The organism is Cupriavidus sp. F041 (genome assembly GCF_057814235.1).
This window is the reverse complement of sequence record NZ_JBVASY010000001.1, coordinates 3,476,723-3,500,362: the sequence shown is the minus strand read 5'-3', so window position 1 is coordinate 3,500,362 and position 23,640 is coordinate 3,476,723. Positions and strand designations below refer to the sequence as shown.

General features: G+C 65.6%; 25 protein-coding genes. 14 read left to right on the top strand and 11 right to left on the bottom strand.

Annotated features, from left to right (window positions below):
* Nucleotides 1-579, bottom strand: coding sequence for a phosphonate C-P lyase system protein PhnH (gene phnH, locus ACZY0R_RS16120; RefSeq protein ID WP_488859739.1), 579 nt, complete (start codon nucleotides 577-579; stop codon nucleotides 1-3).
* 70 nt (nucleotides 580-649) lie between these two features.
* Nucleotides 650-1,150 (bottom strand): phosphonate C-P lyase system protein PhnG, encoded by a 501-nt coding sequence (gene phnG / locus ACZY0R_RS16115; protein WP_488859318.1) that lies wholly within the window; start codon nucleotides 1,148-1,150, stop codon nucleotides 650-652.
* Nucleotides 1,151-1,346: 196 nt separating this feature from the next.
* Here phnG and phnF point away from each other — a divergent pair, with 196 nt between their 5' ends.
* The 4 genes from phnF (at nucleotide 1,347) to phnN (ending at nucleotide 4,946) form a co-directional block, all read left to right on the top strand.
* Complete coding sequence (gene phnF / locus ACZY0R_RS16110; RefSeq protein WP_488859737.1) at nucleotides 1,347-2,081, top strand: phosphonate metabolism transcriptional regulator PhnF; 735 nt, start codon at nucleotides 1,347-1,349, stop codon at nucleotides 2,079-2,081.
* A gap of 244 nt (nucleotides 2,082-2,325) precedes the next feature.
* A complete protein-coding gene (locus ACZY0R_RS16105; protein WP_488859317.1) occupies nucleotides 2,326-3,522 on the top strand; it encodes an alpha-D-ribose 1-methylphosphonate 5-triphosphate diphosphatase in 1,197 nt (398 codons plus the stop codon).
* A 36-nt stretch (nucleotides 3,523-3,558) separates the two neighbouring features.
* Nucleotides 3,559-4,293 carry a DUF1045 domain-containing protein gene (locus ACZY0R_RS16100; RefSeq protein WP_488859316.1) on the top strand — a complete coding sequence of 245 codons (735 nt, stop codon included), beginning with the start codon at nucleotides 3,559-3,561 and terminating at the stop codon, nucleotides 4,291-4,293.
* A 35-nt stretch (nucleotides 4,294-4,328) separates the two neighbouring features.
* Nucleotides 4,329-4,946, top strand: coding sequence for a phosphonate metabolism protein/1,5-bisphosphokinase (PRPP-forming) PhnN (gene phnN, locus ACZY0R_RS16095; protein WP_488859735.1), 618 nt, complete (start codon nucleotides 4,329-4,331; stop codon nucleotides 4,944-4,946).
* A gap of 35 nt (nucleotides 4,947-4,981) precedes the next feature.
* On the opposite strand, the gene ACZY0R_RS16090 is transcribed toward phnN, so the two are convergent.
* From ACZY0R_RS16090 to ACZY0R_RS16065, 6 genes are all read right to left on the bottom strand, one after another.
* Nucleotides 4,982-5,470, bottom strand: coding sequence for a GNAT family N-acetyltransferase (locus ACZY0R_RS16090; RefSeq protein WP_045240533.1), 489 nt, complete (start codon nucleotides 5,468-5,470; stop codon nucleotides 4,982-4,984).
* Nucleotides 5,471-5,481: 11 nt separating this feature from the next.
* The gene (locus ACZY0R_RS16085) at nucleotides 5,482-6,018 is read right to left on the bottom strand and encodes a phosphonate degradation HD-domain oxygenase (protein ID WP_045240534.1); all 537 of its coding nucleotides are present in this window, start codon (nucleotides 6,016-6,018) and stop codon (nucleotides 5,482-5,484) included.
* A 61-nt stretch (nucleotides 6,019-6,079) separates the two neighbouring features.
* Nucleotides 6,080-6,871, bottom strand: a complete 792-nt coding sequence (gene phnE / locus ACZY0R_RS16080) for a phosphonate ABC transporter, permease protein PhnE (protein WP_035860758.1) — start codon at nucleotides 6,869-6,871, stop codon at nucleotides 6,080-6,082.
* A 178-nt stretch (nucleotides 6,872-7,049) separates the two neighbouring features.
* Entirely contained in the window at nucleotides 7,050-8,042 is a 993-nt protein-coding gene (gene phnD, locus ACZY0R_RS16075) for a phosphonate ABC transporter substrate-binding protein (RefSeq protein WP_488859315.1), read from the bottom strand.
* 67 nt (nucleotides 8,043-8,109) lie between these two features.
* Complete coding sequence (phnC, locus tag ACZY0R_RS16070) at nucleotides 8,110-8,949, bottom strand: phosphonate ABC transporter ATP-binding protein (protein ID WP_488859314.1); 840 nt, start codon at nucleotides 8,947-8,949, stop codon at nucleotides 8,110-8,112.
* A 265-nt stretch (nucleotides 8,950-9,214) separates the two neighbouring features.
* Nucleotides 9,215-9,865, bottom strand: a complete 651-nt coding sequence (locus ACZY0R_RS16065) for a VTT domain-containing protein (protein ID WP_488859313.1) — start codon at nucleotides 9,863-9,865, stop codon at nucleotides 9,215-9,217.
* Between the two features lie 167 nt (nucleotides 9,866-10,032).
* On the opposite strand from ACZY0R_RS16065, the gene ACZY0R_RS16060 reads away from it, so the two are divergent.
* A complete protein-coding gene (locus ACZY0R_RS16060; protein WP_045240538.1) occupies nucleotides 10,033-10,434 on the top strand; it encodes an OsmC family protein in 402 nt (133 codons plus the stop codon).
* A 39-nt stretch (nucleotides 10,435-10,473) separates the two neighbouring features.
* Here ACZY0R_RS16060 and ACZY0R_RS16055 read toward each other — a convergent pair whose 3' ends face one another.
* Together ACZY0R_RS16055 and ACZY0R_RS16050 are read right to left on the bottom strand one after the other, a co-directional pair.
* Complete coding sequence (locus ACZY0R_RS16055; protein ID WP_488859312.1) at nucleotides 10,474-11,706, bottom strand: bifunctional alpha/beta hydrolase/OsmC family protein; 1,233 nt, start codon at nucleotides 11,704-11,706, stop codon at nucleotides 10,474-10,476.
* 203 nt (nucleotides 11,707-11,909) lie between these two features.
* Nucleotides 11,910-12,827: a LysR family transcriptional regulator gene (locus ACZY0R_RS16050; RefSeq protein ID WP_488859311.1), complete on the bottom strand. Its 918-nt coding sequence runs from the start codon at nucleotides 12,825-12,827 to the stop codon at nucleotides 11,910-11,912.
* A 95-nt stretch (nucleotides 12,828-12,922) separates the two neighbouring features.
* Here ACZY0R_RS16050 and ACZY0R_RS16045 point away from each other — a divergent pair, with 95 nt between their 5' ends.
* The 4 genes from ACZY0R_RS16045 (at nucleotide 12,923) to ACZY0R_RS16030 (ending at nucleotide 19,455) form a co-directional block, all read left to right on the top strand.
* Entirely contained in the window at nucleotides 12,923-16,354 is a 3,432-nt protein-coding gene (locus ACZY0R_RS16045; protein ID WP_488859310.1) for a molybdopterin-dependent oxidoreductase, read from the top strand.
* A 47-nt stretch (nucleotides 16,355-16,401) separates the two neighbouring features.
* Nucleotides 16,402-17,367, top strand: coding sequence for a bifunctional Delta(1)-pyrroline-2-carboxylate/Delta(1)-piperideine-2-carboxylate reductase (lhpI, locus tag ACZY0R_RS16040; RefSeq protein ID WP_488859309.1), 966 nt, complete (start codon nucleotides 16,402-16,404; stop codon nucleotides 17,365-17,367).
* A gap of 10 nt (nucleotides 17,368-17,377) precedes the next feature.
* Nucleotides 17,378-18,784, top strand: a complete 1,407-nt coding sequence (locus tag ACZY0R_RS16035; protein ID WP_488859308.1) for a short-chain fatty acid transporter — start codon at nucleotides 17,378-17,380, stop codon at nucleotides 18,782-18,784.
* Nucleotides 18,785-19,050: 266 nt separating this feature from the next.
* Nucleotides 19,051-19,455, top strand: coding sequence for an FKBP-type peptidyl-prolyl cis-trans isomerase (locus tag ACZY0R_RS16030; protein ID WP_488859307.1), 405 nt, complete (start codon nucleotides 19,051-19,053; stop codon nucleotides 19,453-19,455).
* Nucleotides 19,456-19,741: 286 nt separating this feature from the next.
* On the opposite strand, the gene hfq is transcribed toward ACZY0R_RS16030, so the two are convergent.
* On the bottom strand, nucleotides 19,742-20,119 hold the full coding sequence (gene hfq, locus ACZY0R_RS16025) for an RNA chaperone Hfq (RefSeq protein WP_045240544.1): 378 nt from the start codon (nucleotides 20,117-20,119) through the stop codon (nucleotides 19,742-19,744).
* 291 nt (nucleotides 20,120-20,410) lie between these two features.
* On the opposite strand from hfq, the gene ACZY0R_RS16020 reads away from it, so the two are divergent.
* The 5 genes from ACZY0R_RS16020 to ACZY0R_RS16000 all read left to right on the top strand — a co-directional run bounded on the left by ACZY0R_RS16020 (nucleotide 20,411) and on the right by ACZY0R_RS16000 (nucleotide 23,095).
* Nucleotides 20,411-20,677: a PepSY domain-containing protein gene (locus tag ACZY0R_RS16020; protein ID WP_045240545.1), complete on the top strand. Its 267-nt coding sequence runs from the start codon at nucleotides 20,411-20,413 to the stop codon at nucleotides 20,675-20,677.
* Between the two features lie 23 nt (nucleotides 20,678-20,700).
* Complete coding sequence (locus tag ACZY0R_RS16015; RefSeq protein WP_488859306.1) at nucleotides 20,701-21,237, top strand: cytochrome b/b6 domain-containing protein; 537 nt, start codon at nucleotides 20,701-20,703, stop codon at nucleotides 21,235-21,237.
* Nucleotides 21,238-21,549: 312 nt separating this feature from the next.
* Entirely contained in the window at nucleotides 21,550-21,825 is a 276-nt protein-coding gene (locus tag ACZY0R_RS16010; protein WP_488859305.1) for a GNAT family protein, read from the top strand.
* The gene (locus tag ACZY0R_RS16005; RefSeq protein ID WP_488856757.1) at nucleotides 21,794-22,828 is read left to right on the top strand and encodes an IS630 family transposase; all 1,035 of its coding nucleotides are present in this window, start codon (nucleotides 21,794-21,796) and stop codon (nucleotides 22,826-22,828) included. The genes ACZY0R_RS16010 and ACZY0R_RS16005 overlap by 32 nt, the downstream gene beginning before the upstream one ends.
* 18 nt (nucleotides 22,829-22,846) lie before the next feature.
* The gene (locus ACZY0R_RS16000) at nucleotides 22,847-23,095 is read left to right on the top strand and encodes a GNAT family N-acetyltransferase (protein ID WP_488859304.1); all 249 of its coding nucleotides are present in this window, start codon (nucleotides 22,847-22,849) and stop codon (nucleotides 23,093-23,095) included.
* Nucleotides 23,096-23,640 lie beyond the last annotated feature (545 nt).

Here is a 23,640-nt window from a genome sequence, read left to right as displayed (position 1 = left end):
TCAAGCCTCCGCTTGGGTGGTGCGCGGCAGCGCGCACAGGCGGCTGGCACCGGTCAGGAGCACATCCACGCCGAGCGGGAAACGCGCATGGTTGGCTTGCCACTGGGTCCAGAAACCGCCCGGCAAGCCTTGCACGGCAAGCGTCGCCTGGCGCTCGATGCCGGGGCCGCGCAGCGTGACGGCAGGGCCATCGCACAGCGACTCCACTTCGAGCAACAGCGTGGCGGAGCGGTCCGGATAAGCCGGATCGCCCTGGGCGCACGCCGCGAGATCCGGCACGGCATGGCCGGCCGGCACCGCCACGAAGGTGGCCTGCCCCACTTCGGCCACCAGCGGGCAGCCGCAATGGAAACGCAGGAAGGCGCGCACGCCCTCGGGCGTTTGCGGCGGCAGCCACACGGGCGTATCGCTATCGGCCAGCGCCAGCAGCAGCGCGCTCAGCGCAGGCGACAGGCCCGGCGGCACGCCGCACGGCTCGGCCAGCTCGCCGATGGTGCCGGGGTGTGACATGGCGTCCAGCGCGGCGCGGAAGGTCCGCTGCGCCGACTGCACCGCATCGTCGAAGCCGGGCAAGAGCATCGGCGCCTGGCGGCCCGCAGGCGCGTTGTCGTATCCAGCCGCCTGGGCGGCAATCGGTTGGCCTGGCATCTCAATCCTCTCCACGCACCATGGTAAAAAATTCAACTTTTGTCTGTGCTGCTACCGCGGCCTCGTGTTCGCCGCGCGCCGCGCGCTCCCCGGCCAGCGGCGCGACCACTTCGGCCTGCACGCGCTCGTGCCAGCCTGGAAGCTGCAACAGGGCATCCAGCACGGCGATCTGCTCCGCCTGGCGGTGTGTACGGCCCTGCACGTAGCCCACGCCCACCACGCCCGGCTCCAGCGTTACCGCGCAGCGCGTTACGCTGACTTCGCCCAGGTTGAACTGCGCACCGGTGCCGCCGGCGCGCCCTCGCACCATCGCCATGCCGCTTTCCGGCTTGCGCAGCAGGCGATACGCCGGCAGCGCGCCGAGGCGGCCAACGGCCTGCTCCAAGGCTTCCGGGTCCGCCAGGGCCAGCACGCGCAGCCATGCGGCGCGGGCCGCCTGGCCGGCCTGTTCCTGGGCCGCCGCCGCTGGCTGCGTGCCGGATCCGGTATCCGTTCGATCCATTTCACATCCCCTATACGTCTATACGTTTGGATGTAGAATACCATCCATGGCCGAACTACAACATAGCCAGATGAAGCTTTGATGACGCCTGGCGACGTTGTTTGGTTCTACGCACCGCATTGCGCGGTTGAGGCACAATCGCATTCCATTGAAGCACGCCAATGATTAACGCAGGATGACGAAAAGGCAGGACAGGATGGTGGAACAGGAAGTCGAACGCGGTTCGGGAGTTGCGGTATGGCGCCAGATCGGCGAAGCCCTGGCGCTCGACATCCGCAACAAGCTCTACATGCCGGGCGAGCGGCTGCCGCCCGAGCCGGAGCTGGCCAGCCGGTTCGCCGTCAATCGCCACACCATCCGCCGCGCCATGGGCGAACTGGAGCAGAACGGCCTGGTACGCATCGAGCAAGGCAGGGGCACGTTCGTGCAGGAGCACGCGATCGACTACGCCATCGGGCGCCGTACCCGTTTCTCGCAGAACCTGGCCAGCCAGGGCATGCGCGGGCACATCGAAGTGCTCGAATCGCAAACGCTGCGTGCGCCCGAGATCGCCAAGCACCTGGGGCTGGCGCGCAGCGCCCCCATCCTGCGCGTGCAGATGCTGGGCAAGGCCGAAGCCCGCACCATCGACGTCGCCGATCATTACTTCGATGCCGCCCGCTTTCCCGACATGGATGAACAGTTGCGCGCGCGCCAGTCCATCTCCAAGGCGTTCGCCCATTACGGCATCACCGACTACACGCGCAAATGGTCGCGCATCACCGCGGCCATGCCGACCGCGCCGGTGGCCCGCCAGCTCAACCAGCCCAAGACCCGGCCGATCCTGCAGGTGGAAGCGCTCAATGTCGACCCGGAAGGCGTGCCGCTGCAATACAGCGTGGTGCGTTTCGCCGGCGACTGGGTGCAACTGACCGTGGCCGACCAGGACTAGGCGGCACCGGCCATGATCTTCGCGCCACAGGGATGGACGGAACATGGGCCGGACATCGGCCGGCCCGCAAATTGCTTACTTCCGGTATGGCGTGCAGCACTGGTGGCAATCGCATACCGGGACACGATAGCGTCGCCGCGGGTTGCGCAGGCGGCGATGCAACGACACAATCTGCCAATGCACGAATCGCACCGCAATTGGTCTAGACATCCGCTTGTCATCTGCCCGCGCTAAGGTCGCCAGCATGGATACCAATCACGCATATCACCCCACCCTCGCCGGCCTGCGCGGCCGGCGCGTCCTGACCGCCAACGGCATCGCCCCGGCCGCCTTCGCCTTCCGCGATGGTTGCCTGGCGGGGCCCGCCAGTACGCCGGGAGCCGCCCTCGATGCGGGCGACCTGCTGGTGCTGCCCGGCATCGTGGACATCCACGGCGACGCCTTCGAGCGCGCGGTGATGCCGCGGCCCGGCGTTAGCTTCCCGTACACCAGCGCGCTGTTCGACGTGGATCGCCAGTTGCTCGCGCATGGCATCACCACCGAACTGCATGGCGTGACGCTGTCGTGGGAAGGCGGTTTGCGCGGCGAGGCGTACGCCCAACGCATGTTCGACGGCCTGGAACGCATGCGCGGCACGCTGGGCGCGCAGCACCACGTGCACCTGCGCTTCGAGGCGCACCACCTGGCCGGGCTGGAGACAGCCCTGGACTGGATCGATTCAGGCAAAGTGCGCTTCGTCGCCATCAACGACCACCTGCCGCTGATGGCGACCCGCATGCACGACGCCCGCAAGCTGGCGCAGTACGCGGACCGCGCGGAATGCGACCCAGCCACCTTCCGCCAACGGCTGGAACAGGCCGCCGCGCAGGCCGGCGCCGTGCCCGCCGGCGTGGCCCGGCTGATTGCCGCCGCCCGCGCCGCCGGCCTGCAGGTGGCATCGCACGACGACGGCGATGCCACCACGCGCCAGGGCTATCACCAGCAAGGTTGCACGGTGGCGGAATTTCCGCTCACCGTCGACGTGGCCCGCGCCGCCCGTGCCCTGCGCAACCACACCGTATTCGGCGCACCCAATGTGATCCGCGGCGGCAGCCACACCGGGGCCCCGGACGCCACCGAGATGATCGCCGCCGGGCTGTGCGACGTACTGGCCTCCGACTACTACTACCCCGCGCCGCTGCAAGCGGCGTTCCGGCTGGCGCAGCTCGGCGTGCTGCCGCTGCCGGCCGCCTGGAACCTGGTCTCGCGCAACCCCGCGCGCGCCGCCGGCATGAACGACCGCGGCACGCTGGGCCCCGGCCTGCGCGCCGACGCCATCATCGTCGACGACCGCGATCCCGCCCTGCCGCAAGTCTGCGCCGCCATCGTCGGCGGCGTGTTGCGGCACGCCACCCGCGCCTTCCCGCTGGTGTTGTCCGGCGACGAACGGCGCGCCGCCTGACCGTTTCCCATGATACCAAGCACCGTACCAAACCCAATGTCCCGGGCCTATCGCTACGCCATCTACCTCAATCCCGCCGCGCCGTTCCGGCAGGTGGGCGCGCAGTGGCTGGGCCGCTGCGCCGACACGGGCGCAGCCATCGCACGCCCCGCGCGGGAGGATGCCCGCATTGCCTGCTGGACCGAAGCACCCGCCCACTATGGCCTGCATGCCACGCTCAAGGCACCGTTCCGCCTTGCGGACAGCCAAACGCCAGCCGGGCTCGACGCCGCCATGCGCGCCTTCGCCCTGGACCGCCAGCCCTTCGCCGTTCCGCTCGCCCTGCAAAACCTGCGCGGCTTCCTGGCCTGGTGCCTGGGCGGCGACGCGAGCGCCAATGCGCGCATGCACGCCCTGGCGGACGCCGCTGTACGGGAACTGGACGACTTCCGCGCGCCGCCCAGCAGCGCCGAACTTGCCCGCCGCAAACCCGCGCAACTCAGCGCGGAGTCCCGGCGCATGCTGGACGCCTGGGGCTACCCCTACGCATTCGAAACCTTCATATTCCACATCACGCTGACCGGCATGCTGGACGAAGCCGAACAAGCCGAAGCCATCGCCATGCTGCAAGCCGCCAGCGGCACGCTCCTGCAAGCGCCGATGCCAGTACGCGATGTCAGCCTGTTCGTGCAGCCGGCACCGGTTGCGCCCTTCATGGCGGCGCGCCACTACGGCTTCGACGGCAGCATCACCGACGCCGCCGGCGCGGCCCTGCTGGAAACCACGGCATGAATACCCAGGCAACAGGCACCGCCGCCCGGGCCGACATGCCCGCGGCACCGGCTCAAGCCGCCGGCGGAAGCCGCCTGATCTACCTGATGGGCCCCTCCGGCAGCGGCAAAGACTCCTTGCTGCGCGTCTTGCGCGACAAGCTGCAGGACAATGGGCGCGTACGGATAGCACAGCGCTACATCACCCGCGCCAGCAGCGCCGACGAAGCCAGCATCGCGATCACCCAGGCCGAGTTCGAGCGGTGCGCCGCGCAACACGGCTTCGCGCTGCACTGGCGCAGCCACGGCCTGTGCTACGGCATCGGCATCGAACTCGACGCCTGGCTGGCGCAAGGCCTGAGCGTGGTCGTCAACGGCTCACGCGAACACCTCGCCGCCGCCCACGCCCGCTACCCCGCCCTGCACGCGGTACAGATCAGCGTGCGCCTGCAGGTACTGGGAGAGCGCCTGCGCCTGCGTGGCCGCGAGGACGAGCAAGCCATCGTCCGGCGCCTGCAGCGCGCCGGCGAACCGTTCGCGGTGCCGGCTGGCTGCAGGCTGACGGTGATCGACAACAGCGGCGCACTGGAGACGGCAGCGCAGGCGTTGCTGCGGCTGACGCGCGAGGGGGGACATGGGGGGAAGACCGGGCTGACGGTGGCCGGGCGATCCTGATCCCGGACGTCGCCGCCGCGCGGCAAGCCGTCCGGCTAAGCCGCCACCGGCAACCCGATGCTAAAACTGATGCCGTGCTCGGTAAAACCGAGCCGCCGATAGAACTGATGGGCCTGCAGGCGCCTGGCGCTGGACGAAAGCGCCAGCTTGGCGGCGCCCGCCTCCTCGGCCAGCCGCATGGCCGCGCGCATCATGGCCGAACCCACGCCGGTGCCGCGCGCGGTGCGGGCCACCACCACGCTTTCTACGATAGCCTCGCTGCGCCCGTCATGCGCCAGCACCGGGAATATCAGCAGGCAGAACGTGCCAAGCGGTTCGCCGGAATCCGCCAGCATCAGGTAGCAGCGATAGTCCGGCATTGCCTTCAGTTGCGCAAACAACGCGCGCATGCGGGGCAGTGGCAGCGGTGCCTCGCCATCCATCTCGGACAGCAAGGCGGCCACCTGCACGAGTTCGGTGTCGGTGCCGGTGACTTCGCGCAGGGCCAGGCCGCCAGCTCCCCGGCTTCCTTCCTGGTCGTTCATGGATCGGTAGTTCAGGAAATGCGCCGGATGCAGCGCGACACCATCGGAAGGTAGTGCTCCAGCGGCGGCGTGGCAAGGCCCACGACCTTGGCCAGATCGTCGTAGCGGCGCAGGCGCACCGCGTCCGGGCCATGCGGATGCGCGACGAAGGCTTCGGCTTGCGCCGCATCGTAGGGGCCGCCCTGCAAGGCGAGGCTGTGCAGCGAGGCTGGCGACAACGTTGCCTGGTAGCCCGGATCGATGGCGCACAGGTAGCGCTTGGCCGCCACGTGCAGGCGCACCGGCTCGGTCACGGCGGGCCCGAACCCGACCGCCAGCAGATCGGCGCCCACCTCCTGGTGCCGCATGTCGGTGGTGCCGTCCTCGGACATCACGAGATGGCCAAGATCGTGCAGCAGGCTGGCCACGATCAGCGATTCGGGATCGCCGGCCTGCTCGGCGAGTTGCGCGCATTGCAGCGCGTGCTCGGTCTGCGTGATGGCCTCACCGCCGTAGAAGGCGGTGCCGTGGCCTGAGAAGAGTATTTCGATGCGGCGCAGGATGGTCATGAAGATTCAGGGGTGGTGGCTTGCTTGAGTGGCTGGCATACGAGGCGGGCTGATGCCCGCGTCACACAAGCGCCTTGCGGATGCGCGCCGACAGCAAATCGATGACCGTGACAAAGCCGACGATGATGATGATCACCGCGCAGGTCTCGGCATACTGGAAGCTGCGGATGATCTCCCACAGCACGGTACCGATGCCACCCGCGCCGACGATGCCCAGCACCGTGGCCGAACGCACGTTGGATTCAAAACGGTACAGCGCGTACGAGATCCACAGTGGCAACACCTGGGGAATCACGCCATAGACAATCTCCTCGATCGCGCTGGCGCCGGTGGCGCGCACGCCTTCGACCGGGCGCGGATCGATCGCCTCCACCGCTTCCGAAAAGAGCTTGGCGAGCACGCCGGTGGTGTGCACCCAGAGAGCCAGCACGCCGGCGAACGGCCCCAGCCCCACCGCCACGATAAACAGCATGGCGAACACCATCTCGTTGATGGCGCGGCAGGCATCCATCACGCGCCGCATCGGCTGGTAGACCCAGGCGGGCACGATGTTCGAAGAACACGCCAGGCCCAGCGGCACGGCAAACACAATGGACAGGAAGGTGCCCCAGATCGCGATCTGCACGGTCACCAGCATCTCGTCCAGGTAGATGCGCCAGTCGCGGAAGCTGGGCGGAAAGAAGTCGGCGGCGAATTTCGCCATATTGCCGGAATCCTTCCACAGGTCAAACGGGCGCATGTCGGCGCCCTGCCACGACATGGCCAGCAAGGCGAGCACCACCGCCCAGACGAACAGGACTGGCAGGCTGGCCCGCGGCGGGCGGCCGGCGCGAGACGGAGTGGCTGGAGGCATGGCGGTGTTGACGGAAGGCAGCATGGGGGAGGCAAAGACAACGGTGGGTACAGCGGCAATTACGATGAAGCGGCAGTAGCAACCAGCAAGGGCAGCACGCCGCAGCAGCGGATACGTGGCGGCCCGCCCCAAGCATCGGGACGGGCCGCGCGATCGCGCCCGGCGGACTGCTTTGCGCTTACTGCGCGCTGGCGGCGATCTTGTCGAGTTCAGCCAGCTTGCTGCTCAGGTCGGCAAGGCGTTTTTCCTTGTCGGCGGCGGCCAGCGTGGTATCGGTCTCGATCTTGGTCTTTTCGCGGGCGAGCTCGATCTGGCGGATCGGCACCAGTTGCGCGTCGTTGGAAGCGCGGAAGCCCTGATACGTCAGCTTGGCCAGGTTTTCCTTCTCGCGCGCGGCATCGGCGCCCTTGCCGTAGTTGACGAAGAAGGTCTTGACCTTGGCCTTGACGTCGGCCGACAGGTCCTTGCGGTAGACCAGCGGGTCCGCCGGGATCAGCGGCGACTTCCACAGCACGCGCACCTGATCATAGGCGTTCTTGCCGGTATTGATGCGGTAGCGCTCCATGTTCTCGGTGTTGTTCACCGCCACGTCGACCTGCTTGTTCAGCACCGACAGTAGGTTGGTCTCGTGATTGCTCACGCGCACCGTCTTGAAGAACGTCTTCGGCTCGATCTTGTGGGCAGCCCACAGGTAGTGGCCGGGCACGGCGGTGCCGGAGGTGGAGTTCGGATCGCCGGCGCCATAGCTCAGCGACTTGCCTTGCTTGAGCACATCGTCAAGCGTCTTCAGGTCGCTATCCTTGTTGACAATCAGCAGCGACCAGTAGCCGGGGTTGCCATCCTTGTCGATCACCGAAGCGAAGACCTCGCCGTTGGCTCGGTCCACCGCCTCGATGGCGGACTTGTTGCCAAACCAGGCGATCTGCACTTTGTTGAAGCGCATGGCTTCGATGATGCCGGCGTAGTCGGAAGTGAAGAACGGCTTCACCTGTACGCCCAGCTGCTTGCTCAGGTCATCGACCACGGGCTGCCAGGCGGATTTCAGGTTGGACGAAGTCTCCGTCGAGATAAAACCCATGTTGAGGACTTTGCCCTCCTGGGCGAAAGCGGGAAACGACAGCGCGCCCGCGGCGCTCGTGACGATCAGGGCAAAAAGGGTTCTGCGCAGCATAAGGGAACTCCGGGGAAAAGCCTTGTTGGGGGTGCTTGCGGAAAAACTTGTCAAAAAATCCGGGAAATCAGGCTGCGGCGAGGCCGCCGGGCATCATGGCGGGAGCCGCCGCATCCAGCCCTGCGCCGTCGGGCAGCAGTTCGGCGGCTTCGGTGCCGTAGAGGTCTCGCAGCATGCCCGGCGTCAGCGCCGCCGAGGGGCCGTCGTAGACCACCTTGCCATGCCGCAGCGCCACCACGCGCGGGCAATAGCGCATTGCCACGTCCACCTGGTGCAGCGACACCACCACCGCCACCTTGCGCGTGCGGTTGATCTGCGCCAGCAACTCCATGACGCGCCGCGCCGATTCGGGATCCAGCGAAGCGATCGGCTCGTCGGCCAGGATCACCCGCGCGTTCTGCACCAGCGTGCGGGCGATCGCCGCGCGCTGCTGCTGGCCGCCGGACAACGTCGAGGCCCGCTGAAACGCATAGTCGTCTATACCAACCTGGGCAAGCGCATCGAGCCCGGCGTCGATCTCTTCGTTACGGAAAAAGCGGATCAGGCTGCGCCACAGCGGAACGCGCGGCAGCATGCCGGTCAGCACGTTCGTGATCACCGGCAGGCGTCCCACCAGATTGAACTGCTGGAACACAAACCCGATCTCGGCGCGCGCGCCGCGCACATCGGGGGCCAGCCGGCCGCCTTGCTGGATGGTGCGGCCGTTGACCAGCACCTCGCCAGCGCCAGCCGCATCGGCTGCGACAAAACCCGCTACATGGCGCAGCAATGTGGACTTGCCCGAGCCCGAGGCGCCCAGCAGGGCAACCATCTCACCGGGCGCAACGGCAAGGCCAACATTATCCAGCGCCTTGCGTCCCGCCTGGAACGACTTGGACAGGCCGCGCACTTCAATCGCATGCGTCATCCCACTCTCCTTGCATCAACAGTGAGCGCATTCTGGGTGGTGCTGATGACAAAACGATGAAGGTTGTGAGGCAATTGCGAATCGGACCGGATAAGCGTCACTTCCTGTCGGAGCGCAGCTGGCCAGGCGAACGCGCCCGGCGCCTCGGGGCCGCCCTCCCGGGCTCCCCTCCTTGCGGGACGGTTCCCGCTTTCCTGCCCGCAGGCGCCCCCCTAGACCGAAGGCATCGCTATTCCGGGCAAAGCGCAACCGGCCGCCAACAGTATCACCCCCGCGCCCCCTGCCGCCCCCGCACCGCCCGCCATGCACTCGCCACCACCAGCGAACCCAGGCCGAGCGCGAGACCGAGCAGCACGATGGCGCTCATATGGTCGCGCACCAGCGGCACATTGCCAAAGAGATAGCCACCGACCAGCAGCGAGATCACCCACACCGCCGCACCGGCGCTAGCCGCCAGCACAAAGCGCGCTACCGGCATGTCGGACACGCCCGCGACAAAGGGCGCGAAGGTACGCACCACAGCGACGAAGGGCGACAGCAGCAGGGCCAGGCCGCCATGCCGCTGACAGAAGTCCTGCGTCTTGCGCAGCGCGTCCTGGTTGATCCAGCGGTAGCCGCCGGCAAACACGCGTGTCCCGATGGCTTTGCCAATGGCGTAGTTCAGCAGGCTGCCAGTGACCGCGGCGATCAGCAGCAACGGCAGGAGCACCCACAGCTTCAACGCCCCCGAGGCGCAGAAGGCGCCGCAGATAAACAGCAGCGGATCGCCCGGCAGGAAGAACAGCGGCAACAGGCCTATCTCGCAGAACACGATGGCGAACAGGATGCCGTAGACCAGGAGGCCGTACTGCGCGATGGCGGGACCGAGATGCTGATCGAAATGCAGCAGCAACGGCAATATTTGCGTTGAATTCATGCTCGCCCCGACTCTCAAAGCTGTGCTTACAGTGTAGGCGCGGGCGAGCCGGCGGGTAGCCTGTCCAGGCGGCGTTACATCGGCAAGCAAATCCGCCGGCGCCGGCCGGTCCTTTCCCTCGCGCCCGCATCTGCGTAATATCCGCTCAACCAACCCTTGGAAATACCATGTCAAACTCCCAAGCCACCGCCAGGATCGGCCCGGCCGACGCCAACTACCTCGTTCACCTCCAGGCTGGCAGCCACGCACTCGTCGGCGACGAATCCGCCGGGCTGGGCGGCACCGACCAGGGTCCGCCGCCCTTCGCCTTCGTGCTGTCCGGGCTGGCATCGTGCACAGCCATCACGCTGAAGATGTATATGCAGCGCAAACAATGGCCCGTGGCGGACGTGGAAGTCACCGCAGTCTTCCAGGGCAAGGACGAGGCACGCTTCATCCGGCGTGAAGTCCGGGTGAGCGGCGCTGAACTGGGCGAGGCCGAACGCAAGCGGCTCGCCGAGATCTGCGAGCGTACGCCGGTGACGCTGTTCCTGAAGGCGGCATCGCGGATCGAGACCACCCTTCTCTGAGGGCCGAAAGGAGCGGCCGCGCAGGCCGCCCCTCGCTGCCTAACTGGCCGCCGTCTCCGCCTCGTGCGTCCGCACCATCACCTCCGAATGCAGCGTTCGGTGCACCGGGCATTTATCCGCGATTTCCAGCAACGCGGCGCGCTGGGCCTCGTCCAGCGGACCGCGCATGGTGATCTCCCGTTCGATCCAGTCGATCTTGCCTTCGGTGGTCGAGCACTCCGCGCAATCGGCCGCGTGGATCTTCTCGTGGCGCAGGGACACGGCCACGTGTTCGAGCGGGAAGCCCTTGCGCTCCGCGTACATGCGCATCGTCATGGCCGTGCACGCGCCAAGCGCGGCCAGCAGCAGGTCGTAAGGCGCCGGCCCGCCATTGAGCCCGCCGAAAGAAACCGGCTCGTCGGCAAGCAGGTGATGCGGCCCGGCGGTGATACGTTGCTGATACTTGCCGGCGTGGTTTTCCTCCACGCGCACCAGCCCCTCTTCCGCCACGGCGGCCGGCACCTCTTCCACATTGATATCGAGGTAGCGCTGGCTCCATGCGGCAATCGTGTTGGCCACGTAGACGGCATCTTCCTTGCGCGTCAGCAGGTGATCGGCGCGATCCAGGGAGACAAAGCTCTTGGGATGCTTCGCGGCGATGAAGATCTGCGTGGCGTTGTCGATGCCAACCGTATCGTCCTGCGGCGCGTGCATGACCAGCAAGGCCTTGCGCAGCCTGGCCACGCCGTCGAGCAGTCTCTGCTCGGCCACATCCTCGATGAACTGCCGCTTGATCCTGAACGGGCGCCCGGCAAGACGGACCTCGGCCTCGCCGTCGGCTTCGATGCGCGCAGCCTGGTCCTTGAACAGGCCGACGACATGGCTGGGATCGCTCGGCGCGGCAATGGTGACAACCGCCTTGGCCTCTGGGATGCCGAGCGCGGCGCTGAGAATGGCCGCGCCGCCCAGGCTATGGCCGATCAGCAGGGCTGGCGCGCGGTGTTGTTGCCGGAGATAGTCCGCCGCCGCCAGCAGGTCGGCCACATTGGACGAGAAATTGGTATTGGCGAAGTCTCCGCCGCTGCCGCCAAGACCGGTGAAATCGAAGCGTAGGACAGCGATGCCGTGTGCGGTCAGCGCCTGCGCGATGCGCGTCGCCGCCAGCACGTCCTTGCCGCATGTGAAGCAATGGGCGAACAAGGCAAAGGTCCGGACCGGGCCAACGGGCAAGTCCAGCCGCGCGGAGAGTTGCTGGCCGTCACTTCCCGGGAACTGCAGGCGCTGTGCTTCCATTGATGTCCTCATGCATGACGCAAGCTGTATGAGGTTCCCACTCTAGCCAAGTTTGCCGCCGGGTGCCACTGGCGCCGCATGACCGTCGGCGCACAACGCACAACAGCCTTGTGGAGGCTTGCCAGCGTCCGGCTTTCCGATGTACAAAATGCAATGCGCCCCGCGCAGGCGGGCAGATCAATTGGATCTCTTGTTCGTCTCCCTCAGGCACGCGCCTTATCCCTGCCCTTCAACGCACTGCGCAGGTAGTCGGCCAGCGCCACCACATTACCCGGCGTGGCGGGCTCGCGTTTCCACACCAGGCCAACATCCATCGACGGTACCTTGTCGGCAATCGCGCGCCGCACGATCCGCTGCCCTTCGAGCGACCAAGGCCGGTAAACCAGATCGGACAGGATAGCGATGCCGCGCCCGGCCGCGACCAGGCTGCGCACTGCCTCGATCGAGCAACTCTGGTAGCGCACCTGCGGCGCCAGGCCATATTGCCCCCAGTACTTGCCGACGGTGGCGATATGCTCGTCCATGTCGAGCAGGATGTAGTCGTGCCGTGCCACGTCCGCCAGACCGATGCGGTCCACCATCATCAGCGGATGCTCGGGATGGCCCCATAGCTGCCGCGGCGAGCGCAGCAGCGTTTCGCAAGCGACGTGGTCGAGACCGGGCAGGTTCGAGACCAGCAGCAAGGCAATATCGATCTCGCCGGCCAGGACGCCGCGTTCGATGTCATGCCGCTCCCGCTCGAGCACTTTCAGCCGGAGCCCGGGAAACTTTCGCTCGATCGACTCCAGCAAGCCGGGCAGCACATAGGCCGTGATGGTCTCTGTCACACCCACGCGCACCGTGCCGGCGATCTCCACCGGGGCAACGCTCACGGCTTCCACCGCGTCCAGCACGGCGTCCTCGATCTGCTGCGCATGCCGGAGAAATCGCGTGCCGGCGTCGGTCAGGCGGACGCCGCCGGCATGGCGCGTGAACAACTGAGCGCCCACCGCTTCCTCCAGCGCCTTCAGGGATGCCGTCATCGACGACTGCGACACATGGCAGCGAAGTGCGGCACGCGACACCTGCCCGGTCTCGGCGATGGCCACGAAATGCTGCATTTGCTTCAAAGTTGGTGTCATCGATTTTTACGATATTACTGTGTCGAAATTATGAATTAGAAATACCTCCACATGCTAGCTAGCATCCGGTCAGGAGACAAGATGCGGTGACACTCATGACAAAGGAAGACAAGCGCGGCTACTGCACGTTGTGCCGCTCACGATGCGGCACGGTGAACGTGGTGGCGAATGATGCGCTGATCGAAGTCCGCCCCGACACCTCGCACCCCACGGGCAAGGCGATGTGCATGAAGGGCAAATCGGCGCCGGAACTGGTCCACAGCGCGGACCGCCTCCTTCATCCGATGCGGCGGACCAACCCCAAGACCGATGCGGATCCCGGCTGGCAACGCATTTCGTGGGAAGAGGCCTTGTCCGAAGTGGCGCGGCGGATGCTCCAGGCCCGGCGCGACGGCGGCGCCGAATCGGTTGCGTTTGCTGTCACCACGCCGAGCGGCACGCCGCTGTCCGACAGCATCGACTGGATCGAGCGGTTTATCCGGCTATTCGGCAGCCCCAACACCTGCTATGCCACGGAAATCTGCAACTGGCACAAGGACTACGCGCATGCTTTCACCTTCGGCTGCGGCATGCCGACCGCGGACTACCGCAACGCCAACCTCATCGTGCTGTGGGGCCATAACCCGACCAACACCTGGCTGGCGCAGGCCGAGGCGATTGGCGCCGGCAGGGCCGCCGGCGCCAAGCTGCTGGTGGTGGACCCCAGGGAAACGGCGCTGGCCGGCCAGGCGGAGCAATGGCTGCGCGTGCGGCCGGGGACGGATGCCGTGCTCGCCATGGCAATCGCCAACCTGCTGATCGAGGCGAATGCGTTCGATCTCGTCTTCGTGCGCCAATGGACCAACGGCCCCTTGCTGGTCCGCAACGACAACGGGCGCTTGCTGCGGGGCCGCGACGTGGGGCTCGCCGATGGCGAGGCCTGCCTGGTATGGGATGCCTGCGCGGGACAAGTCCGGCCGTCATCGGCGCTGGCCGGGCGGGATTTCGAGCAGCTCGCGCTGCGGGGGACGTTCGAAGTGGGCAATGCCAACCGGCCGGGTCCCCCCACCCTCGCCTGCCGGCCCGCCTTCGACCTGTACGCAAGCGAATGCGCCCGCTATCCGGCGGACGTTGCCGCGGCACTCACCTGGGTGGCGGAGGCGGATATCCGCCATGCGGCCAGCCTGTTCGGCGCGGCTGATCGCGTGGCCTATCACGCGTGGTCCGGCGTCGGCCAGCATGACAATGCGACCCAGACGGACCGGGCGATTGCCTGCCTCTATGCCTTGACCGGCAGCTTCGACAAGCAGGGCGGCAACCGCATTTATCAAAAGCCTCCGTACAATCCCGTCAGCAGCTTCGACCTGCTGCCGCCGGAGCAAAAACGCAAGGCGCTGGGCTATGAGGCGAGGCCGCTCGGCCCGCCCGCGCAAGGATGGGTCACGGCGCGCGACCTGTATCGGGCCATCCTGCACGCGCAACCTTACGCCGTGCGCACCCTGGTCGCCTTTGGCACCAATCCCCTGCTATCGCAGGCCGACGTAGAAGACGGCGCGCGCGCCCTGCGCAGCCTGGACTTCTACGTGCATTGCGACCTGTTCGAGACACCCAGCGCCCGCTACGCCGATGTCTTGCTGCCGGTCAACACACCGTGGGAGCGAGAAGGCCTGCGCATCGGCTTCGAGATCTCCGCCGAGGCCGAACAACTGGTGCAGTTGCGCCAGCGCATGGTGTCGCCGCGCGGCGAATCGCGCGCGGACAACGACATCGTGTTCGATCTGGCTGTCCGGCTGGGCATGTCGGAGGCCTTCTTCGGCGGCAGCCTGGAAGCGGGGTGGAATCATATGCTGGCCCCTTGCGGCCTGACGGTGGGCAAGTTGCGCGAGCAGCCGGAAGGCATCCGCGTGCCGGTCGCCGACGTGGAACGTAAGTATGCGGGCAGGCCACGCGATCGTGCCTTCAATACGCCGACCGGGCTGGTGGAGCTGTATGCCGAGCAGCTCCTGCGCCACGGCTATCCGCCCTTGCCACGCCCGGACCAGTCTCCTGTGGATGCGGAGGACGCTTCGGGCGATGCCTTCCCGTTCGTGCTGACCTCGGCCAAGAGCGGCTACTACTGCCACAGCCAGCATCGCGGCCTGCCCTCGCTCAGGCGCCGTGCGCTCCAGCCCGAAGCGGAGATCCCTGCCGCGATGGCGGCCGCGCGCGGCATAGCGAGCGGCGATGCGATCCGGGTGAGCACAGCCGTCGGCAGCGCAAGGTTTATCGCCAAGGTCAGGGAAGGCCTGCATCCGCGCGTAGTGGTCGGCGAGTTTGGCTGGTGGCAGCGCTGCGATGCACTTGCGCAATCCGCGCTGGCTGTCTCGGGACAGGGCAACAGCAACTACAACGGCCTGATCGCCGCTGACAGCATCGACCCCGTCAGCGGCTCCGTGCCGCTGCGCGGCTACCGCTGCAACGTGGAGCGCGATCCCGGCGTCGATGTGGGGCGGCGCAGGTGGGACGGATATCGCGCCTTCCGCGTCGCCAGCCTGGTGAAGGAAGCCCGCGAGGTCACGTCGGTATTTCTGGAACCCGCCGATGGCGGCGGCCTGCCGGACTTCCAGCCCGGCCAGCATGTGACGATCAGGCTGACGGTGCCACCCGCCGGCGAGGAGATCGTGCGCTCGTATTCGCTCACCGGCCCGGCCCTCGTGCCGGACCGGCGCGGCTACTCTATCTCCGTGCGCCGCGCGGTGGGCGTGTCGGAAACCGGCGAGACCGTATTCGGGCGCGCCTCCTCGCATATCAACCTGTGCCTTGCGGCCGGCGATACGGTCTGGCTGCGGGCGCCGTCCGGCACCTTTGTCATGCCGCTGCATACCCGGCGGCCGCTGGTGCTGCTGGCCGGCGGGATCGGCATCACGCCGTTCGTCTGCCTGCTCGAATCGCTGGCCAGCCTCGCCGATCCGCCGAAGATCCTGCTGCTTTATGCGAACCAGAACAGCCTTGCCCATGCATTCCGGTCACGCATCCGGGCACTACGGCAAACCCTCCGGGGGCTGGAAGTCGTCGACTTCTACGACCGTCCGGCGGAATGCGACGCGCCCGGCGTCGACTACGACGTAACCGGACGCGTCAGCGCCGACCATGTCCCGGCACGCCTGCTTGCCCAGCGCCCCCTCGTCTATATGTGCGGCCCCGCGCCGATGATGATCGCTTTCGCCGATGCGCTGGCTGCCCGCGGCGTGCCCCGCTCCGACATCTTCCGGGAAGTGTTCCGCTCCCCCGAACGGACGGTGGCCGGGACCGGCCAGCAGTTCAACGTGGTGTTCGCCAGGTCCGGCATGTCCAGCACCTGGCGCTCGGCGGACGGGCCTTTGCTGGGCTTCGCCGAAAGACTCGGCCTGGCATTGCCCAGCGGGTGCCGGGTCGGCCAGTGCGAAAGCTGCGCGGTATCCATCGTGTCGGGCCGCATCCGGCACCTGCACGGCGAGGATCCCGACGATGCCGGCGTGTGCCTGGCGTGCCAGGCCGTTCCGGCCAGCGACATCGTGCTGAATGCGTGATCGCGATCGCCGGTGCCTGCCTTATTCCCCCCCCCACCAAAGCGACTATGTTGATACTGGACTCCGACACCACCCGTGCCCTGCTGCCGTTCGAGAATCTCGTGCCCGCGCTGCGCGACGCGTTTATCCGGGGCTGCGAAGTCCCGCAGCGCCACAGCCATGCCATTGATGCGGACGGAACCATGCTGCTGATGCCCTCCTGGCGGGCCGGCGCCTACCTTGGCGTGAAGACCGTGACGATCTACCCCGGCAACACGGCGAAAGGCCTGCCGGGCTTGTACTCGACCTACCTGCTGCACGACGCGCGCACCGGCAAGCCGCTGGCCATGATCGATGGCAACGAGATCACGTCCAGGCGCACCGCCGCCGCGTCGGCGATGGCGGCCTCGTACCTGAGCCGCAAGGATGCGTCGTCGATGCTGGTGCTTGGTTCGGGCCGGGTCGCCAGCCTGCTGCCCCATGCCTATCGCGCCGTCAGGCCGATCGGGCGCGTTGCCGTCTGGGATATCCATGCGCGGCAAGGCGAAGCGCTGGTGGCACGACTGCAGGCCGACGGCTTCGACGCGCGCTTTGTCCCGACGATCGCCGCCGCCTGCGAAGACGCCGACATCGTGACCGCCGCCACGCTCTCCACCGCGCCCCTCGTGCATCGCGCGTTCCTCAGGCCCGGCACCCACCTGGACCTGATCGGCGGCTTCACGCCAGCCATGCGCGAGGCCGACGACGGTTGCTTCAATGCGGCTTCCGTCTTCGTCGACACGGGCGAGGCCGTGCTCAAGGCCGGCGACCTGCTGCACCCGATTGAGGCCGGCGTGCTCAACGCGGCCGACATCCGGGCCACGCTCGCGGACTTGTGCCAGCGGTGCCATCCCGGCCGCGTGGACGACGCGGAAATCACCGTCTTCAAGGCTGTCGGCACCGCGCTGGAAGATCTCGCGGCGGCCGTCATGGCCTATGAAGGATTCAAGGGCTCGCAAGGCGCCACGCCGAACGCAGAAGCCATGTCAATGTAAGGAGACAGCAATGAAAAGCACCCCCCTATCGCTGGACGCGGCGGACCATCCAGGCCGCGGCGGACTCGAACGGCTGGCCGTCAAGGTCACCGACTGGTCCGAGCGCTGGTTCCCCGATTCCTATATCTTCGCCGCCATCGCGCCGGCGCAAAGCGTGGCGCAAGCATTCGGCGACGGCTTCTGGAGCCTGATCCCGTTCACCATGCAGATGGCGGTGGTGGCCATCTCCGGGTATGTGGTGGCGGCTTCGCCCCCTGCTTCGCTGCTGATCCGGCGGCTCGCCGCCCTGCCAAGGACGGCGCGGGGCGCCATCGCCTTTGTCGCGCTGGTGAGCCTGCTGACTTCCCTGCTCAACTGGGCCATCAGCCTGATCCTCAGCGGGCTGCTGGTGCGGGCCATCGCAAGGCGCAGCGGACTGCGCGTGGACTACCGCGCGGCCAGCGCGGCGGCCTACCTGGGGATGGGGGCCACCTGGGCGCTGGGACTGAGTTCTTCCGCCGCGCAGTTGCAGGCCAATCCCGCCAGCCTGCCCAAATCACTGCTCGATATCACCGGCGTGATCCCTTTCTCCCAGACCATCTTCCTGTGGCAGTCGATGGCGATGACGGCGGTGCTGATCGTTGCGTCATTGCTGGTGGCATATTTCTCGGCACCGGCGGGAGACCGCGCGCGTACTGCGCAGGACATGGGCGTAGATCTCGATGACGCCGGCGATGGCATCGGCCGTCCCACGCGTCCCGGCGAATGGCTGGAGTACAGCCCCTTGCTGACCTTGCTGATCGTGGCGCTGGGCGCGGGATGGCTGGTCCGCGAGTTCACCACCAAGGATCCTGTCCTCGCGATCTCCAATCTCAACACCTACAACTTCCTGTTCCTCATGCTGGGAATGCTGTTGAACTGGCGGCCCAAGCGCTTCCTGCGCGCCGTGGCCAAATCGGTGCCCTCCACCGCCGGGGTGCTGATCCAGTTTCCGCTGTATGGCGGCATCGCATTCATCCTTACCAAGGCTGCCGGCGTAGACGGCACGACCCTTTCGCACCATTTGGCGTCGGCCTTTGTCTCGGTTGCCACCAGGGAATCGTTTTCCGCCGTCATGGGCGTGTACTCCGCCGTGCTCGGCTTCTTTATGCCGTCGGGCGGCGGCAAATGGGTCATCGAAGCGCCCTACGTGATGCAGGCGGCAAACGCGCTGCAGGTCCACCTGGGCTGGGCGGTGCAGGTGTATAACGCCGCGGAGGCGCTGCCCAACCTGATCAACCCGTTCTGGATGCTGCCGCTGCTGGGCGTGCTGGGGATCCGGGCCAAGGACGTGGTGGGCTTTACCTTCACCCAGCTGCTGGTTCACACGCCGCTTGTGCTGTTCATGCTCTGGGCATTTGCTTCGACGCTGCCTTACCGCCCGCCCATGATGCCTTGATGCGTACAGGCTACGCCGAGCCGTGGAGGCCTGGGACGGCCCCTGTTCAACCGGATATTCCGGCGCCTCCGGCGCATTGCCCGGTTGAGTCCGGCCATCGGGGAGTCCATGCTTCGCGACGGCATCTGGCGGCGCTGGCGCCATCGCGCCCGGCCCCCTGGGTTCAGCCCAGTTGCGGCTTGCGATGGCCATCCCGGTTTAAGATGCTGGTTTCCGGCCGGCCTTGCCAGCCCGGACTTCACCCCCACCACTCTGCAAACTGACACATGAAGAAAATTGCCCTGCTACTTGCCGCCCTGGGAATGGCCTCCGTCGCCCACGCAGCCGCTCCGGCCGCGGAAACCCTGCCGTCCGGCATGTCCATCGAGCAAATCGTCAAGGGCACCGGCGCCACGCCGAAGGCGTCGGACACGGTAAAGGTGCACTACCGCGGCACGCTGACCGACGGCACCGAGTTCGATAGCTCGTACAAGCGCGGCCAGCCGATCTCGTTCCCGCTGAACCGCGTCATCCCCTGCTGGACCGAAGGCGTGCAGAAGATGCAGGTCGGCGGCAAGGCCAAGCTGGTCTGCCCCGGCCCGACCGCCTATGGCGCGCGCGGCGTGCCGGGCACGATCCCGCCGAATGCCACGCTGAACTTTGAAGTGGAGTTGCTCGGCATCGGCAACTGACGGAGGGCGGTTCCACAGTTTGACCAGGCCCCGGCGAGCCCGCCGGGGCGCTGACGAGCTGACGATTACGAGCAAGTCGCCCGGGAAGAACGTGAAGAGGCCGGGATGTGACCATCGCCAGCACGTGCCACCGGATGGGCCGGGCGATTCATCACTGTCGGATCGGGTTCGAGCCACTCGACCCGATCATGGCGAGGACAAACTCGGCCAGCGGCTATCGGACGCAGCAATTCGCGGCGATCAGCAACGCATCCGGCAAAAACGGACTTCGCGGCAGCGTGGCAGCCTATTCGTTTCCGCTACCGGGCACCATGGAGCGACGCTTTCGCGTCACCACAAGGGGTGCCTGGGGGTTGCCGTCGGACGTCACGCGTGGCGTGCGCGGACCAACGCCCGGCGTGCGCGGGCCGCTGCCCGGCGCACGCGCGCCGCCGCCGCCACCACCGGGCGGGCGCGTGCCGGTGTCCAGCTGGATGGTCGATATGGCTCGCTTGTAGATGGTCTGCATGCCGCCAGGTGTGCTCAGCATCACCACAAAGGCGTCGAATGACTCGATGGAGCCGACGAGCCGGATGCCGCTGACCAGGTACACCTGCACACGCTTGCGCTCTTTGCGCGTTGTGTTCAGGAAGGAGTTTTGCGGGTTGGTATCGTCAAGCTGCATGTGAATTCAAAAATGGGGCAGGCGAAGCGCTGCGGGAAACTTGGGCTACTGCGGCGTTGCCTGGCCGGCGCCGGCGCACCACATCGGTGCTTGCACGCACATGCGCCATGTGCCGCGCACGCCGGAATGGCGCCGCGCAATCCTGGCCTGCATTAGCCATTCTAGCGCAAGCCGATCAGTCCCCCTGAAACCGATACGCTGCCCTCGCGGCGGCAGGGGCAAATCCGTATTGCGAATCGTTACCTGTTTGTCTATGCTTCGCTGTCACATATGACTGAGCCGAGGCCTTCCATGCAGCGTATTTGCCTGTTCCTCCTAGCTGGCGTGTTCTCAACGGGAGCAATCGCTGGTGCCAAGTGCGTCGCCCATCCCAAAGCCGAATGGATGAAAGAAGCCGACGCCAGGGCCACGATCGAAGCCCAGGGCTACACCATCAAGAAGTTCAAGGTGGACGGCAACTGCTACGAGATCTACGGCACGACGAAGGAAGGCAAGAAGGCCGAGATCTACTATGACACCAAGACCCTCGATGTCGTGAAATCGGAAATCGAGAAGTAACGGCGGTCTCAGGCGGGCACGCCATGATGACAGGCGCTGCGTCGGTTCGCGTTTGGGATATTGCCGTGCGCCTGACGCACTGGAGCGTGGCCGCGCTTGTGCTGCGGGGCCTGGTCGAGGACTCCGGCGGCCCGTCGCACCGCGCAATGGGCTATGTTGCCGCCGGACTGGTCCTGTTCCGGATCCTGTGGGGTTTCATCGGTAGCGAGCCTGCCAGGTTTTCCGCGTGGCTGCCCACGCCCTCCCGCCTCCTGGCCTACCTCAAGGCACTGATTGCCCACCGCCCGCCCCGGTATCTGAGCCACACGCCGCTCGGCGCGATGATGATGATCACCATGTGGGCCATCATCATCGCGCTCGCCGTGACGGGCTGGATGTCGAGGCTGGACGCATTCTGGGGTGAGGATGGACCGAAGGACGTGCACGAGTTACTGGCCGAAGCCCTGATGGTGCTGATCGTCATACACCTCATTGCCGCCGTCGCGATGAGCATGGCTCACAAGGAGAATCTCATCGCCGCCATGCTCACCGGCAACAAGCGGCGCGGTGGCGGCACTTGAAGGTGCCGCGGCAGCATGGGAGCATTGTCCCGATACGGGCCTCCCACCAGTCATTGCGATTCCGCTTAGCCCGTGCTAATGCGCGGCTTCCAGGAGAACGGCAATTCTGCCAGGCTCCGGTCTGCGCGCGCTGGCGACACATATATCACATAGTGATACAAATTGGAGTTGCCTCGGGCTTGTCACGAGAGCGTTCAAGCTGGTAGCATCCCGCAACTAGTTGCATCGTATCAGCAGTGGGTGCTGACGCGCGGCATCAACAAAGTGCCAGGGCGCCCAGAGCCTCATCGAGCACTGACCGGAGACAGCTTTATGCTTACCCACGTTTATCTCCGTTCGGCGTCCCAAGCCGACATCGAGCCGATGACTTCGTTGCTGGCAGAATGCGGCCTAGCCACGGAGGACGTGACGGAGATCCTCGACAGCTTCCAGATTGCGCTTTGTGACGGTCGTATCGTTGGCTGTGCTGCAGCGGAGCGTCGTGGACACTCACTCAGCAGTCAGAAATATATGCGACAAAAATTGAACTTCCATGATCTGTTGAAATCCGACGTTAATGAAACGAGATGGACGAACCTTGGCGCATAACACCCTTGAGGAAATGCGCGTACTGGCGGTGCAGCGGATGAGGGAGGGTGAGCATCCCGAGGACGTGGCCAAGTCCTTTGGCATGCATCGTTCCTGGGCCTTCCGATGTCGCGCTATGACCATGGGCCGCGGCAAGGGCTTGCAGGCTTTGCGCTCAACCAAAGGTAGTGGCAGGCCACGCAAACTCACGAACAGCCAAGAAGCCCAGGTGTTTCGCTGGATCAATGGCAAGAATCCGACGCAATACGGTTTTGACTTTGGTTTGTGGACGCGCCAGATTGTTCAGTTGTTGGTGGAAGAAAAATTCGGAGTGGATCTGTCCTTGGCTAGCATCGGTGCGCTTCTGGCGCGCAGGGGACTGACGCCGCAAAAGCCACTGCAACGCGCCTATCAACGCGATCCAATGGCCGTTGAGACATGGCGCAAGGAGACCTTTCCTGCCATCGCGAAGGCGGCAAAGGCACAGAAGGCTGACATTTTCTTCTGGGACGAGTCTGGCTTTCGTGCCGACACCGTGCATGGCAAGACATGGGGTGCGCGTGGCAAGACCCCGGTGATCGATCGGCCGGGGCAGCGCCAGAGCATCAGTGCCGCGTCGGCGGTCAACTCCAAGGGGGCCTTCTGGTTCGCCACCTACAAAGGCGGTCTGACGGGAGAGCTGTTCGTCGAACTCCTCAAAAAGTTGATGCGCGGGCGAAAAAACAGCGTGCACATGGTGGTCGATGGACTGCCCGCGCACAAGAAGGCATGCGTGAAGCGCTACGTTCAATCGACAAAGGGCAAGCTCGCATTGCACTTCTTGCCTGGCTACTCGCCCGACCTTAATCCAGACGAGTTGGTGTGGAGTCATACCAAGCGCACAGGTGTGGCACGCAGGCCTCTTCGTAAAGGTGAGGACCTGCAACAAAAGGTTAACGAACAGCTTCAAACCGTGGCGGAAAACCCGACGCTTGTACGCTCATTCTTCCGCCATCCTTCTGTCGCATATATTTCTGACTGCTGAGCAATTATCATCCGGTCCGTGGCAGTGGAGTCCGGCTATCGAGATAGGGGCGTCGCGAGCCGCCTCGTAGAAAAGCTTCTCGTGCGCGCCCGCGGCACTGAAGTCCGACATGCTTTTCTCTTGTCTGCATCGGCTCCCGCCTATTTCGCGCGCTGGGGTTTCTGCCACATCCCGTTCGATAAGGCTCCGCCTGAAGTCCAAGCCTCACGGGAGTTCCGCAATGCTGCACAAAGCTCAGCGCTATGCATGTACTGCGAGCTCAAGTAGGCATGCAACGCGCGCCTGACGCGTGAAGGACCTTGCCTCGCTCAATGGCCCCGTAGGCGCTTGCTGCCAGAAGAAAATTCAGTGCACGTTCGCGCACAAAAAAAACCACGTCGCCGGAAACTGGTGACACGGTGGCCGCAGGACTATATCGCGAGTCCATGCAGAATTAAAAATTCTTAATCTGAGAATTAAATAGATTTTTCCGGCTTATCTCTTGGCCATTGTGACCCTCACCACCCATGGCATGGTAGGTGGTCGGCAAGTCGCCATGACACAGCGCTAAGGTTAACCCGCGCCCCACTGATATCCGTCTTTTTCGGCACTCACCTGACTCCAAATTGTCATCTAGGTCCAGTTAAATACGCGAGCGGTTATTTGCAACGTCATCGGCGAGTTCATCGCCGCTAGTGGCCAGCAAGACTCTGGCATGTTTGCCAAAACAAAAAAGAACGCCCGTTCGCGAGATACCGCCAAGCGAAACGAGGCATAGAAAAATTTGAAGGTCAATATGCATCAAGCTCTCGCTTCTCCCGTGGTCACGAACG